Annotated in this window: 15 protein-coding genes; 5 read left to right on the top strand and 10 right to left on the bottom strand. The window is 32.8% G+C overall.

From position 1 onward, the window contains the following. Window positions 1-372: a DUF3127 domain-containing protein gene (locus tag BB050_RS05000; RefSeq protein ID WP_008466752.1), complete on the bottom strand. Its 372-nt coding sequence runs from the start codon at window positions 370-372 to the stop codon at window positions 1-3. Window positions 373-405: 33 nt separating this feature from the next. After that, entirely contained in the window at window positions 406-1,281 is an 876-nt protein-coding gene (locus BB050_RS05005; RefSeq protein ID WP_066032821.1) for a flavin reductase family protein, read from the bottom strand. 160 nt (window positions 1,282-1,441) lie between these two features. Between BB050_RS05005 and BB050_RS05010 the strand changes: the two genes are divergently transcribed. Continuing rightward, complete coding sequence (locus tag BB050_RS05010; RefSeq protein ID WP_008466747.1) at window positions 1,442-2,593, top strand: sensor histidine kinase; 1,152 nt, start codon at window positions 1,442-1,444, stop codon at window positions 2,591-2,593. A gap of 56 nt (window positions 2,594-2,649) precedes the next feature. Here BB050_RS05010 and BB050_RS05015 read toward each other — a convergent pair whose 3' ends face one another. Then, window positions 2,650-3,039, bottom strand: a complete 390-nt coding sequence (locus tag BB050_RS05015; protein ID WP_008466745.1) for an HIT family protein — start codon at window positions 3,037-3,039, stop codon at window positions 2,650-2,652. Window positions 3,040-3,141: 102 nt separating this feature from the next. Next, entirely contained in the window at window positions 3,142-3,618 is a 477-nt protein-coding gene (greA, locus tag BB050_RS05020; protein WP_008466743.1) for a transcription elongation factor GreA, read from the bottom strand. 159 nt (window positions 3,619-3,777) lie between these two features. Here greA and BB050_RS05025 point away from each other — a divergent pair, with 159 nt between their 5' ends. Next, a complete protein-coding gene (locus tag BB050_RS05025) occupies window positions 3,778-4,194 on the top strand; it encodes a Rieske (2Fe-2S) protein (RefSeq protein WP_066032822.1) in 417 nt (138 codons plus the stop codon). Window positions 4,195-4,244: 50 nt separating this feature from the next. Here the strand turns inward: BB050_RS05025 and BB050_RS05030 are convergent, their stop codons facing one another. The 5 genes from BB050_RS05030 to BB050_RS05050 form a co-directional block, all read right to left on the bottom strand. Continuing rightward, window positions 4,245-6,404: a TonB-dependent receptor gene (locus BB050_RS05030; protein WP_066032823.1), complete on the bottom strand. Its 2,160-nt coding sequence runs from the start codon at window positions 6,402-6,404 to the stop codon at window positions 4,245-4,247. A 272-nt stretch (window positions 6,405-6,676) separates the two neighbouring features. Next, entirely contained in the window at window positions 6,677-7,081 is a 405-nt protein-coding gene (gene arfB / locus BB050_RS05035; protein ID WP_066032824.1) for an alternative ribosome rescue aminoacyl-tRNA hydrolase ArfB, read from the bottom strand. Window position 7,082: 1 nt separating this feature from the next. Beyond that, window positions 7,083-9,197, bottom strand: coding sequence for a DUF4301 family protein (locus tag BB050_RS05040; protein WP_066032825.1), 2,115 nt, complete (start codon window positions 9,195-9,197; stop codon window positions 7,083-7,085). Further along, on the bottom strand, window positions 9,158-9,781 hold the full coding sequence (gene pnuC / locus BB050_RS05045) for a nicotinamide riboside transporter PnuC (RefSeq protein ID WP_066032826.1): 624 nt from the start codon (window positions 9,779-9,781) through the stop codon (window positions 9,158-9,160). The genes BB050_RS05040 and pnuC overlap by 40 nt, the downstream gene beginning before the upstream one ends. A gap of 20 nt (window positions 9,782-9,801) precedes the next feature. Then, window positions 9,802-10,530 (bottom strand): phosphoglycerol geranylgeranyltransferase, encoded by a 729-nt coding sequence (locus BB050_RS05050; RefSeq protein ID WP_008466736.1) that lies wholly within the window; start codon window positions 10,528-10,530, stop codon window positions 9,802-9,804. Window positions 10,531-10,624: 94 nt separating this feature from the next. On the opposite strand from BB050_RS05050, the gene BB050_RS05055 reads away from it, so the two are divergent. The 3 genes from BB050_RS05055 to BB050_RS05065 all read left to right on the top strand — a co-directional run bounded on the left by BB050_RS05055 (window position 10,625) and on the right by BB050_RS05065 (window position 11,986). Next, window positions 10,625-11,221 (top strand): Crp/Fnr family transcriptional regulator, encoded by a 597-nt coding sequence (locus BB050_RS05055; protein WP_066032827.1) that lies wholly within the window; start codon window positions 10,625-10,627, stop codon window positions 11,219-11,221. A gap of 82 nt (window positions 11,222-11,303) precedes the next feature. Next, window positions 11,304-11,591 (top strand): hypothetical protein, encoded by a 288-nt coding sequence (locus tag BB050_RS05060; protein ID WP_008466731.1) that lies wholly within the window; start codon window positions 11,304-11,306, stop codon window positions 11,589-11,591. Then, window positions 11,588-11,986, top strand: coding sequence for a group III truncated hemoglobin (locus BB050_RS05065; RefSeq protein WP_008466728.1), 399 nt, complete (start codon window positions 11,588-11,590; stop codon window positions 11,984-11,986). Before BB050_RS05060 ends, BB050_RS05065 begins: the two co-directional genes overlap by 4 nt. A gap of 27 nt (window positions 11,987-12,013) precedes the next feature. Here the strand turns inward: BB050_RS05065 and BB050_RS05070 are convergent, their stop codons facing one another. Further along, window positions 12,014-12,664: a 4'-phosphopantetheinyl transferase family protein gene (locus tag BB050_RS05070; protein ID WP_008466726.1), complete on the bottom strand. Its 651-nt coding sequence runs from the start codon at window positions 12,662-12,664 to the stop codon at window positions 12,014-12,016. Window positions 12,665-12,799 lie beyond the last annotated feature (135 nt).

Below are 12,799 nucleotides of genomic sequence, written 5' to 3' on the forward strand. Positions count from 1 at the left end.
TTAGAATGGCAAATCGTCTGGTTCGTCTTCGTTTAAGTTTGTTGCTGGAGCAAAAGTTTCTGCTGTTGGCATTGGCGGTGCTTGTGTAGGAGCATCAGCGCCCATTCTTTCGATTCTCCAACCTTGAATACTATTGAAATATCTAGTTTCTCCTTGCGGATTAACCCATTCTCTTCCTCTTAAATTGATAGAAACTTTTACCGCATCTCCTTGTTTATAGCTACTCAATAAATCGCATTTATCTTGTGTAAATTCGATTAAAATATGCTGTGGATATTGTTCCTCAGTAGTAACAACTAACTCTCTTTTTTTGAATGAGGCACTAACTTGCTGCTCTGGGTTAACCACTTTTACTTTTCCTGTAACTTCCATCTTCGTCTATATTAATTATTGTTTCTATTTCTTTTATTTTTTAGCTAAAAGCACTTTCCAAGCCGATTCTACATCGCCATTATCTAGGTATTTTTTGGCTTCTAAATGTACTTTTTTCTGGTCGTCTGAGCTTAAAACTCCTTTGACTGCGAAATTTTCTTTCACAAATATACTAACTTCTTCTTTTGTAGGCAAGGATTCAATGTTGCCTAATTTACCTAAATCATTCCCGTCAAAAACAGGGCTTTCTTTTACAAAATTTGGTATCGCATCTACTCCAACTCCCAATGTTGTCAAGGGTTTCGCTACTTCAAAAAGTCCTTGGTTTGATCTTGAATACCAGTTATTTCCCAACCTCGAAACTAAATCAATTTTATGCTGATCAATCGCTCCATTTTCATCCAAAATAGATTCGTCAATATGAATTTTAACCACTTCGCATAAAATCAAATTTCCTGCTCCTCCTTCTATTCCTAACGGAATAATCTGCGTAATCTTGCATTCAAATTGAACAGGTGACTCTTTTACGCGATATGGTTTCACCAAATCTGAAGGAATTTGAGTTAATCCCGCTTTGATAAATTCGTTTACACCATCTGCATATTCTGTACTTGCCAATGAAGTTTGCTGTACTATATCATAATTAACAACATTTATTACCACTTCGCGAGTTGCTTCGGCATTAATCAAAGTGTGTTTAATTGTATTATCGCGAACACGTCTTGAAGGCGAAAAAACCAAAATAGGCGGATTAGCACTAAACACATTAAAGAAACTAAATGGAGATAAATTAGGAATACCATTTTCGCTAATTGTGCTTGCAAAAGCAATAGGTCTCGGTCCGATTGAACTCTGGAGATAGCCTTGCAATTTGGCCGTTGGAATCTCTTTTGGGTTAATACTGATCATACTTTAAAATTTAGGCAGAATCTCATTTTAGTAGCTACAAAAGTATTGAAATGGTTTAATTCGAAGAAATAGTTTTACAGATAAAAGCGAAAAAACTTTCCGTATCGGCAAAATATAAAATGTGTATATTTCGTTATATTTATACCTCAAAAAAACTGATATGTCTTTTTCTGAAAGAACAAATACAACCCGCTGGATTATTATTTCGGTATGTTTTATAATCATTTCTTTAATTCTTTGGAACACCTATACTTTCTTCCAAATATTTAAAAATGAAGAGCGTTTGAAAATGAACCTTTTTGTGAAGGCGCAAATTACAATAGTGAACGCTGATGAAAATACCGATGTCGAACTTCCTCTTCAGATTTTCAACAATAATACTTCGATTCCGGGTATAATAATGCTGTATGATAAAGTAGTAAGCGCAGTGAATGTCCCAGACGAAATTCTTAACGACAAGAAAAAAAGAACTGCTTTTTTAAATAAGCTGAAAAACGAAAATGAACCTATCACTTTTGAATATGCTCCAGGAAAATATCAGACATTGTATTATGGGAATTCTTCATTATTAAACAAACTGAAATATTATCCGATTGCTCTTCTACTTATTATATTCTTATGCATCGCTTTAATTTATAATTTTTACAAAAGCACTAAAATGGCGACCCAAAACAAACTTTGGGCAGGAATGGCAAAAGAGACAGCACATCAGATTGGAACTCCTCTATCTTCACTAATTGGCTGGGTAGAAATATTAAAAACCGAAAATATTGATTCGTCGATTAGCACCGAAATTGAAAAAGATATTGAACGCCTACAAACTATTACAGATCGTTTTTCTAAAATTGGTTCGGTACCAGTTTTGGAACTTCATGACATTGTAGAGGAAACTAAAATAGCTTATGAATATTTACAATCTCGTTTTTCTAAACAGGTTGCATTTTCATTTGAAGCTCCAAAAGAACCTATTCTGGTTATGACAAACCCAACTTTGCATAGCTGGACAATCGAAAACTTGGTTAAAAATGCTATTGATGCCATGAAAGGAAAAGGAACTCTAGATCTTCAAATCGAGCAAGATGCACATCAGGTAAAAATTAATATTAAAGATTCTGGAACTGGAATTCCTAAAAAGCAATTTAAAACCATTTTTGAAACTGGTTTTACCACAAAAAAACGCGGTTGGGGACTTGGACTTTCTTTAACGAAAAGAATTGTAGAAGACTATCACAACGGAAAAATTAAAGTTTTACACTCTGAAATTGGAAAAGGAACTACTTTTCAGATTGCTTTAAATAAAAAAGTGCAGTAATCAATTTACTGCACTTTTAATTATTTGTTTTGTTAGACTGAGCGAAGTCGAAGTCTTTACAAATTTGATTGAATATCTTTTGCTAAAGCTTCAAACTCTTCTTTTGAAAATGAAACTTTATCAATAAAACGCATTTCATCCATATGGTTTAACGGAATCAAATGTACGTGTGCATGAGGAACTTCCAATCCAACAACGGCAATTCCGATTCTTTTGCATGGAACTGTTTTTTCTAAAGCCGCAGCGACTTTTTTAGAAAACTTCATTAAACCTAAATACAGTTCTTCATCCATATCAAAAATCTTATCGATTTCTTGTTTCGGAATACAAAGTGTATGTCCTTTTGCGTTTGGATTTACATCTAAAAATGCTAAATAGTTTTCATCTTCAGCAATTTTATATGCAGGAATTTCTCCGTTTACTATTTTAGTGAATATTGATGCCATGGTTTTTTGGGTTAATCGTTTAACTGTTTATTCGTTTAACCGATTAAATAGTTAAACTTTTAAAAATCTTAATAGTGTGATTGCTTCGTTCCTCGCAATGACTTAGTCTCTCGTTATTTCAAGAATTTCAAATTTCAAAACTCCGTTTGGAACTGTAATTTCTGCTACTTCTCCAACAGATTTTCCTAGCAATCCTTTACCAATAGGAGATGTTACAGAGATTTTTCCTGTTTTTAGATCTGCTTCACTTTCAGCAACAAGCGTATATTTCATTTCCATTCCGTTACTTTGATTTTTGATTTTTACATTCGATAAAACCAAAACTTTAGAAACGTCTAATTGAGATTCGTCTATTAATCTTGCATTTGCATATACTTCTTCAAGTTTAGCAATTCTCATTTCTAATAAACCTTGCGCTTCCTTTGCTGCATCATATTCTGCATTTTCAGACAAATCTCCTTTATCTCTTGCATCTGCAATATCTTGAGATGCCTTTGGACGCATTACACTCTTTAAATGCTCCAATTCATCTTTTAATTTTTTTAATCCTTCTGCTGTATAATAAGATACTTTACTCATAACTTCATCGTTTATATAAATACAAAAAATCCCATCGCGACGGGATTTTCTTACCACAAATATACTATAATTTTTAATAGTACATAATTATATGTTAATCATATATAGATTTCAAATCTAAATAAATTATTTTTGTTTTAACTAATTCTTATTCAAATAATGAAAAAAATCTGGTTCTTTATCGCATTTACCGCAGTTTTATTTGCTTGCAGTGACAATAATCGAAGTAATAATAATCCGTACATCCCGAACTATTCGATAAATGCTTATCTCGACACAAATCTTCCGACTTACAACAAACTACTCTATCCGAGCAACCCTGTTTATGTTGCCAATTATGGTGCAAAAGGAATTATTATCATGAAAACCGGTGAAGGAACTTATACGGCTTTTGATGCTGCATGCCCAAATCAGGCCTTAACTTCTTGTACAGCAATGACAATCGATGGAATTTACGCTGTTTGCTCTTGCGATAAGACTCAATACAACTTATTTACAGGACTTGGCGGAAAAGAATATCCAATGAAACAATATCGCGTCGAATCTTCTGGAACAGTTGTTCATGTTTATAATTAAAAACAGAAAAGCCTGAAAATAGTTTTCAGGCTTTTTTGTGTCTTCCTTGATTAGAATTTCAAATTCAAACCAATTAAGAAATTTGTTCCTGCTTGCGGATAATAGTACGGATAAATATCCCACATGGCTCCATTTGAAACATATTTTTTATCAAAAATATTATTTACTAAAGCTGTAATCGTTATAGATTGAAAAATGGTCTTTGGTTTAATTTCGTAAGACGCATTAAAATCGTTTACAAAGTAATCTGCTAATTTTGCTGCTGGAAGTTCAATATTGTTCATGTATTGCTCACCAACATATTTTTGTAACAATGATAGATATAATCTTTCTATAGGCTTATACACGATTACGTTTCCTGCAATTACTTCTGGAGAATAGGCAATTTTCGTTGTTCCATAATATTCACCATCAACAGCTAAATCAACATTTTTGTTGCTGCTTAAAGTAAAGTTAGGTCTTAAAGTAAATTTCTCAGAAAGTGCAATTGTAGCATCAAATTCAAACCCTAAGCGGTAACTTTTTTCAGTATTCGCACGAATCGGATTTCCAACATCGTCTAATCTTCCAGTTAAAATCAACTGGTCTTTGTATCCCATGTAATACACATTAGAATTCAATTGGAATTTCTCTGAATTAAATCTCCAACCCAATTCAAAATCATTCAGTTTTTCTGGTTTTACATTTCCACCTTCGTAGTCTGTTCTATTTGGTTCACGATTTGCTCTCGCGTAAGAGAAATATAAAGTATTCTTTTCGTTGAAAGCATAATTCAAACCAGCTTTTGGATTGAAGAAATTGAAAGTATCATCTACCAAACCAGTCTCAGCGCTATTGGCTTTGTAACGAACTCTTCTATATTGCAAATCTCCATAGAAACTTAACTTTTCTGTGAATTGATAATTTGCTTTAGCGAAAATATTACCATCTGTTTTTGTTGAATAATCATCGTAATAATGATCTCCTAATTCTGATTGAGAAGCATATCTTGCCCAGATTACTTTTCCGAAATGATCGCCTTCATATTTATTCCAGCCTCCGCCTAAAATAACATTTATTTTTTCAGTCACATATTTAGCAGAAAAAGTAGTTCCGTAGAAATCATTATCTAACCATTTCTGACGAATTAAATCAGTTTCTGTAACTGTCCCAACAGAATTTAAGCCATACTCGGCCATATCAGAATCTTCTTTATAGTTTTCGTAGTATCCTTTTCCTTTAGTATAATGAAGCGCAAGGTTTGTACTCCATTTATCAGAAATGGATTCACTCCAGTGTAATTGATAATGATCTTGGTTGTAATTATCCGTCTCATTATCATAGAAACGTACATTTCCCGCTTCATCTGTGTACATTCCTGCAGAATTAAAAGTACGATTCGTGTTTAAAGTCTCGCCATCAATTCCGTTCCAAGATTGATACGTTTTTTCAGTTCCTCCAAAAACCAATGCTTTAATTAAAGTTGTTTTCCCAACGTAAGTCCCTTGCAAGAAATATGATTTTAAATCTGAACTTGCTCGATCAATAAATCCATGAGATTTTATGGTAGACAAACGTCCCGCGATTTCAAAATGATCATTCAATAAACCAGTACTAAACTTTACTGTATTTTTAAATGTATTAAAAGATCCAGCAGAACTTGAGATTTCGCCAGTAGCTTTATTGGCATAACTGTCTGTTAATAAATTTAAACTAGCACCAAATGCTCCCGCACCGTTTGTTGATGTTCCCACACCACGCTGCAATTGCAGACTTTCTACAGAAGAAGCAAAATCGGGCATATTTACCCAAAAAGTTCCCTGACTTTCTGCATCATTGTACGGAATTCCGTTTATGGTTACGTTTACACGTGTAGCGTCGCTTCCACGCACTCTGATCCCTGTATAACCAACACCATTACCAGCGTCTGAAGTAGTTACAACTGAAGGGAGATAGTTCATCAGAACTGGAATGTCCTGACCTAAATTTCTATATTTAATTTCCTTTTTGTCCATATTACTAAAACTAACTGGAGTTTTTGAAGTAACACGAACCGCAGAAACTAAAACATCATCAAGCTGATTCACTTTTGTAGAATCTTGCTGTTGTGCAAAAGAGAAAAGAGAAAAGAAGATAGATGAAAGAAATAAAATAGACTTGGTTCTGCTCATTTTTCGAACCTTAGAACCTTTGAAACTTAGTACCTCAGTACCTAAAAAAATAGTTTTCATTCGTAAAGAATTACGAATAAAAGGGGGAATTATTCTTTGTTAAATTAATAAATGTGTTTCCCGACAAAATAAAGTGTGCACGCTCGATAGTGTCGTTTTTCCCTTAGCAACATTACTCGCTCAGGTTCTTTGGGTATGATCTCAGCTCGTTATTTAGAGCACCCCTTTGAGACAGTACAAATGTAATGTTAAAAATTACAAAAATCAAATTCCAAATTCCAAAAGCTGCCTTGAAGGGTCTTTTTTGGAATTTGGAATTTTAAAATTAAGATTTAATCTATATTTGGTTTTCTTCTTGATTGCTTTAAATCAGAAAGATTCTTTTTGTCTTTGATTCTTTTCTTAATTACTGCTTTCGGGACTTTTGTTGCTTTCCTGACTTTAGGAACATACAATCCTTTTTTGATAATTTCCAGAAATCGTTTCGTAACAATTTCTTTGTTTTTAAGCTGACTTCGGTCTTCGTCGCAATTTAAAATTAAGATATTTTCAGAAGTCAATCTTGCTGAAATGTTTTGTTGCAACAATAATTTTTCTTCATCAGACAAGGCTTGAGAAGCATTCAGATCAAAATTCAGAACAACCTTAGACGAAACTTTATTCACGTTTTGTCCGCCAGAACCACTGCTTCGAACGGCTTTAAAGTTTAATTCCGATATGATTTTGTCTGAATCCATATTATTGTGGTTGATGTGCTGCTTTCAACAAATCATTTACCGTTTTTACGGGATTAAAAGTAATTAATGGAACAGATACAAAAACAGTTAACCAATTAGCCATTGAACCGTTCCATAGACCTGGCAATTCGTAATTTTTTACCAATTTTCCATCAACACTTTTTTCTACAATGAAACCCGCTGTTTGATCTACATATTGAAGCAGATTAAATTTTTCATTTCTGTAGTTTTTTATGCCACAAACTAAATCTACTGGATTAAAATGTGTTGCCTCAGCTAAAATCTTTTTTTGTTTTTTATCTTCTAAATCAACTTGTGACGTTTCTACAATTTGAAGTGATTTTATTCCTTTTTTATTCATAACCCAAAAAGGACCTCCTCCTGGCTCTCCTTCGTTTTTTACCATTCCGCAAATGCGAATTGGTCTATCTAATAATTCTTTTAGCTTACTTATTTTATTTTCAAAAGTAAATTTACCGAAGTCATTATTCATCTCAACATTTAGCTCTTCTTTTAAAAATAAAATAATATCTGCTAAATGATTTTCTTTAATCTCATTTTCGTCAATTGCCTTTAAATAAGAAAAAACTTTTTGTTGTATTTCGATTAAAACGCCTGCCAGTGCTTTTTTGTATAATGTAATTTTATCAATATGATTCTGAATGACATTATCTATATTTTTAATGAAGATCACATCAGCGTCAAGATCATTTAGATTTTCAATCAAAGCACCATGTCCACCTGGTCTAAATACTAAATTATCATTTTTATCTTTTACTAATTTGTTTTCCTCATCAATAGTGATTGAGTCTGTACTTTTATTTTGATAAGAATACCCAATATTAATTTTAACTCCAGCGGGTTCTTCAATTTTTTCTATAACCTCATCAACACCTTTGTAAAACAAATCTTGGTGAATTTCTGACACAGTAAAATGCAAATTAGACACCTTATTTGAACTAGCATAATGTATGCATTCATTTAAATGCTCTTCAATTGGAGTCGCAATATGCGTTTCGTACCAGTGAAAAGGCAATACCGCTTTTGGTTTATTAGCAAAGTTGAAATAATCAGGAGATAATAATAATTTTATAAAATAGTAATTTTTGTAATCTCGTTCAAGCGTTTCAAAATCAGGATAAATTTCTCTTAATTTTTGATCTATAGCTTTGAAGAAAGGAAACTTATCCATCCCGATGATAAAAATAGCGAGTTCCTTATCTTTTTTTCTATTGATATAAGCATTGATAGTTTCTTTTTGAATATCAAAATCATTCAAAAACGCATTCAAAAATTTAAACATCCTCGTTGCCGCTCCAGAAGCAGGAACAAACTTTTTAATTTTTAAGTTTTCTTTCTGTTCATCAAAAAAGACTGCTTTTTCTTCGAACTCATTTTCCGACAAACTTAAAATTCCATTAGCGGTTGTGGCCGGACTAACTAAATTACTTTTTGTAATTCCATTGTCAAGGATTTCCAGCTGTTTTAGAATTTTTTCAAAAGGAATTCCCCTATCATAAATTTGAACGAAATCTGATGATGTAAATCCTTTTTCTTTAGCAATCGTCAACTCATCAATAATAGCTGTTGCTTTTGCCAAACGTGTTTCTTTGTCGCCAGATAAGGTTATAAAAGGCTTTTTTGTATCGATTAAAGTTTGTTTAAAAACAGAAAATACCGTCTCTCTTCCTTCTGGGGTATCACGAATATCGTCTTTCTCCCAAGGAACATCAATATCTGTCAGGAAAAACAAATCATATTCGTGTTTTAGTGCCGCTTCATATAAAAGTGGGTCACAAAAACCATAATACATTTCAGAAAATACTTTGGTTACCATTAAGTTAGTATCACAAAACAGGTATTTATTTGCATTTGTCAGTTTCTCGTTTTCCAATGCAGTTTGACCATACGCAATTGGCATCATATCATCGGCTACACAAATATGCTTATTCTCCTCCCATTTTTGCTGTAAATAGTCGCGCGCAAACTCAGGAACCCATTCGGTTTCGTAATAGTCTGCAAGCTGTTTTGCTAAGGTTGTTTTTCCTGTACTTTCAGGACCAAACAAAGCAATTTTTACGATAGTTGTTTTTTGCTGTCTAAGATCTTTCTCCATTCTAAATAAGCTGAAATAGCCAAAATTGTAAAAATTATATACTGAAGTGACAGCATCCCTAAACCACGATAAGCATAGAGAGGCACAACAATAATATCACCAATAATCCAAAGTGTCCAGTTTTCTATTTTTTTTCTGGCCATATACCACATTCCCGCGAAAAATATTCCAGACGAAATCATATCAATATAATTGTCGGGATGTATTTCGTAATCGAAATATCTATAAATCCCGAAAACTACAAAAACAGTCACAATAAACAGTAAGATTCCGATTATTTTTTCATTAAAATTGGTACGTGTAATTGGCAGATTATCATCAACTGGTCCGCCTTTTGCCCAAACGTACCAACCGTAAATACTCATTATTGAAAAATAAGCATTAATAATCATGTCTCCGATATAACCTGCAACGTAAAGAAGATAAACCGATATTACAGTGGCTATTAATCCTGTTGGATACACCCAGATATTTTCTTTTTTTGCAAACCAAACACTTAAAATTCCACATACAAAAACCAAAAACTCTAAAGCAATATGCCATAAAGGTGCATTTTTGTAACTATCTAGAAAAAAATCTATCATTTAAATGTGGTATTTAACATTTATAACTCAAAAAAACGACTGTTATTTTCAAAAGCAGTTCCGATAACAACCAAATCCGCGCCAGCCTTATATGCTTTTTGAATTCCGTGCAAATCTACAATTCCTCCTCCAACAATAACAGGAATTTGAATGTTTTGAGCAACAAGCTCAATCATTTTTGTCGGAACAGACTGTTTTGCACCGCTTCCCGCTTCTAAATAAATCAGTTGATTTCCTAGCATTTCTCCCGCCTGAGCTGTCGCCAAAACCAAATCAAGATTTTCACGACTTAAAGGTTTTGTTTTACTTACACGGGCAACGGCAGTTTCGTTACCGCTTTCTATTAAAATGTATCCTGTAGAAATAACTTCAAGATTAGTTTTTTTAAGAATTGGGGCGGCTTGAACTTGATATTCAATCAAATAATCTGGATTTCGGCCAGACAATAAAGACAGAAACAAAATACCATCGGCTTTTGGTGAAATCTGAGAAGGATCGCCAGGAAATAAAATAACTGGTAGATTTGTTTTTTGTTTTAATGCAGTAATTAATTCTTCTAAAATAGTATTCTGAACAACGCTACCTCCAACAAAAATATGAGTTGCAGGCGATTGGTTAATTTTCTCAATTAAATGATTGATATTTTCCAATACAATTTTATCAGGATCCAAAAGCACTGCCAGTAATTTTTGGCCATTGCTTTTAGCTTCTAAAATCTGTTGTCTAATAGTGAGAATTTGTTCTTGCATACGGGGTGTAAAAGTAAAAGATTTTTAATGCAGAAGAACTATTTTGAATGAATTATATTTGTTCAACGTCTATTGACAATATAAATAACACATTATGATTACAGTTGAATTACTAGAAAAGTATGGAGTTATAAAAAAATCATTTGATAAAAATGATATTATTTTCGAAGAAGGAAATCTGCCCTTGCATTATTACCAAATTATTTCTGGCGAGGTAAAAATGAGCAATTATAATGATGATGGACGTGAATTTATACAAGGCATTTTTTATAACGGGCAATCTTTTGGCGAGCCACCATTATTTTTAAATCAAAAATATCCAGCAAATGCAATTGCTGTAGAAAATACCGAGATTTTTATTCTTCCAAAAGAAAACTTCATAAAGCTTTTAGAAGATAACCCAAAAGTAAGCATCAAAATAATCGAAAATCTAGCGCAGAGATTGTATTATAAATCGGTTATGGCAGCAGAAATTTCTACACACGAACCCGAACATCGCGTATTAAAACTCATTGATCACGGAATCGCTTATTTCAATTTTCAAAAAGATAAAAATGGTTATCACATAAATTTTACCAGACAACAAATTGGCGATTTAACTGGTTTACGTGTAGAAACGGTTATTAGAACTATAAAAGCATTGGAAAAAAAAGGTGAGTTGAAGATTATTAACCGAAAAGTATACAGATAAAAAAAATCTCGTTTTATGATTTTAATCATAAAATGGAGTACTATTGTAGCTGTAATTTTGTTGATATAAAAAACTGAATATCATGACACTATATCAAACAACATTCGACATTTTCAATAGAAATTATATGGGCTCTGCTGCAATGGCAGTAATCGGACAAAGCTGTTTAGGAGGCGCTGCAGCCATGTATGTTTTAGCCAACGGAACTTCTATTCCGCAAATGATTCAGCTAGGAATCATTGTTTTAGCTTGCGTTTTCGCAAATACATCTATCTTAGCACAAATGAAACACAAAGTAGTTTTCAATCTTATAATGCTAAGTGCATCTTTAAGTTTGTTCTTTATACTTTTGAATAGTTTTATTCTATGAAAAAACAAATAGAAAATAGAGCCGATGTTTCCTTTTTGGTTCATCAGTTTTATGCTAAAATAAGAGCCGATCGAGAAATCGGCTTTTATTTTAATGAAATGATTTCTGATTGGGATGCGCATCTCGAAAAACTGACTGATTTTTGGGAAACTAATCTATTTGGCGTTCGCAAATACAAAGGAAATCCGCATGCTGTTCATAATGAAGTTGATGCTCATTTTGATGAAAAAATTACACCAAATGAATTCGGAATCTGGTTAAATCATTGGTTCCAAACCATTGACGAGCATTTTGAAGGAGAAAACGCTGAAACACTAAAAAGACGCGCCCGTAAAATGAGTACTTTTCTATACATGAGCATGTTTCAGCACAGACAAAAAGAAAGTGAAGTTTAAACTAAAAACTGAGACTGAGACTAAAATCTATTTCTCAAAAGCATAAACCAAAGTAAAAGTTCCATCAAAATTATCAGATTTGACTTCCTGATAATGTACATCAAAATCTTTAACTAAATCATCAAAATGAAGACTTGCCTGCGTTTGGGTTTCTCCTAAAGAGAAGTTATTTACATTAATATGATCTTTAAAACTTATACCTTTTTCATTTCTTATTTTAAAGATCGCCTCTTTGGCTCCCCAGATTACGGTAAGTTTTTTTATGTATTCTTCTGTAGATTTCGGTTCTAAATACTTGCATTCATAATCGGTAAACTTGTCTGCAATTCTCTGGATTTTCTCTCGTTGTAATTCCATGTCAATTCCAACCTTTTCTTTGCTTATAATAATCGCTGCAAAATGGTACGAATGTGTAATTGAGATATGATTATCACAGTCAAAATACGGTTTTCCGAACTCATCATAATGCAGGTCTTTATCTGTAAAACCCATTTCCTGAATCAGCATTCTAACGCTCAAGAAAGCACGCTGATGCATCTGCGACTTCATTCCATCCAATCTACGCTGTGTCTTTTCTTTCAAAGTTACTCTGTTATACAATTCCTCAAAAGATTCGGTTATTTCCCAAATTAAGATTTTAGTAGTTGCATTGAATTGTATGGTCTGAAATAAAGGCATTACTTTTTAATTATGAATTATTGGTGGTAAATTTTAAACCATATAAGCCATTTAAGAAAATATGGCTGGCGGCTTAAAGAATGCATTAGTAAATATAAGCAATTCGCAACAAAGGTAATAGTTTCCGAATCTTTT

This window comes from Flavobacterium anhuiense (assembly GCF_001705175.1).
In the GTDB taxonomy this organism is placed as follows: Bacteria; Bacteroidota; Bacteroidia; order Flavobacteriales; family Flavobacteriaceae; genus Flavobacterium; species Flavobacterium anhuiense.

Excerpts from the sequence above, each read along its gene's own strand:
- BB050_RS05005 (WP_066032821.1), bottom strand. The coding sequence starts at position 1,281 with ATGATCAGTATTAACCCAAAAGAGATTCCAACGGCCAAATTGCAAGGC.
- arfB (WP_066032824.1), bottom strand. The coding sequence starts at position 7,081 with ATGGATTCAGACAAAATCATATCGGAATTAAACTTTAAAGCCGTTCGA.
- BB050_RS05010 (WP_008466747.1), top strand. The coding sequence starts at position 1,442 with ATGTCTTTTTCTGAAAGAACAAATACAACCCGCTGGATTATTATTTCG.
- BB050_RS05040 (WP_066032825.1), bottom strand. The coding sequence starts at position 9,197 with ATGGAGAAAGATCTTAGACAGCAAAAAACAACTATCGTAAAAATTGCT.
- BB050_RS05030 (WP_066032823.1), bottom strand. The coding sequence starts at position 6,404 with ATGAAAACTATTTTTTTAGGTACTGAGGTACTAAGTTTCAAAGGTTCT.
- BB050_RS05050 (WP_008466736.1), bottom strand. The coding sequence starts at position 10,530 with ATGCAAGAACAAATTCTCACTATTAGACAACAGATTTTAGAAGCTAAA.
- BB050_RS05000 (WP_008466752.1), bottom strand. The coding sequence starts at position 372 with ATGGAAGTTACAGGAAAAGTAAAAGTGGTTAACCCAGAGCAGCAAGTT.
- greA (WP_008466743.1), bottom strand. The coding sequence starts at position 3,618 with ATGAGTAAAGTATCTTATTATACAGCAGAAGGATTAAAAAAATTAAAA.
- BB050_RS05025 (WP_066032822.1), top strand. The coding sequence starts at position 3,778 with ATGAAAAAAATCTGGTTCTTTATCGCATTTACCGCAGTTTTATTTGCT.
- BB050_RS05015 (WP_008466745.1), bottom strand. The coding sequence starts at position 3,039 with ATGGCATCAATATTCACTAAAATAGTAAACGGAGAAATTCCTGCATAT.
- BB050_RS05065 (WP_008466728.1), top strand. The coding sequence starts at position 11,588 with ATGAAAAAACAAATAGAAAATAGAGCCGATGTTTCCTTTTTGGTTCAT.
- BB050_RS05070 (WP_008466726.1), bottom strand. The coding sequence starts at position 12,664 with ATGCCTTTATTTCAGACCATACAATTCAATGCAACTACTAAAATCTTA.
- BB050_RS05060 (WP_008466731.1), top strand. The coding sequence starts at position 11,304 with ATGACACTATATCAAACAACATTCGACATTTTCAATAGAAATTATATG.
- pnuC (WP_066032826.1), bottom strand. The coding sequence starts at position 9,781 with ATGATAGATTTTTTTCTAGATAGTTACAAAAATGCACCTTTATGGCAT.
- BB050_RS05055 (WP_066032827.1), top strand. The coding sequence starts at position 10,625 with ATGATTACAGTTGAATTACTAGAAAAGTATGGAGTTATAAAAAAATCA.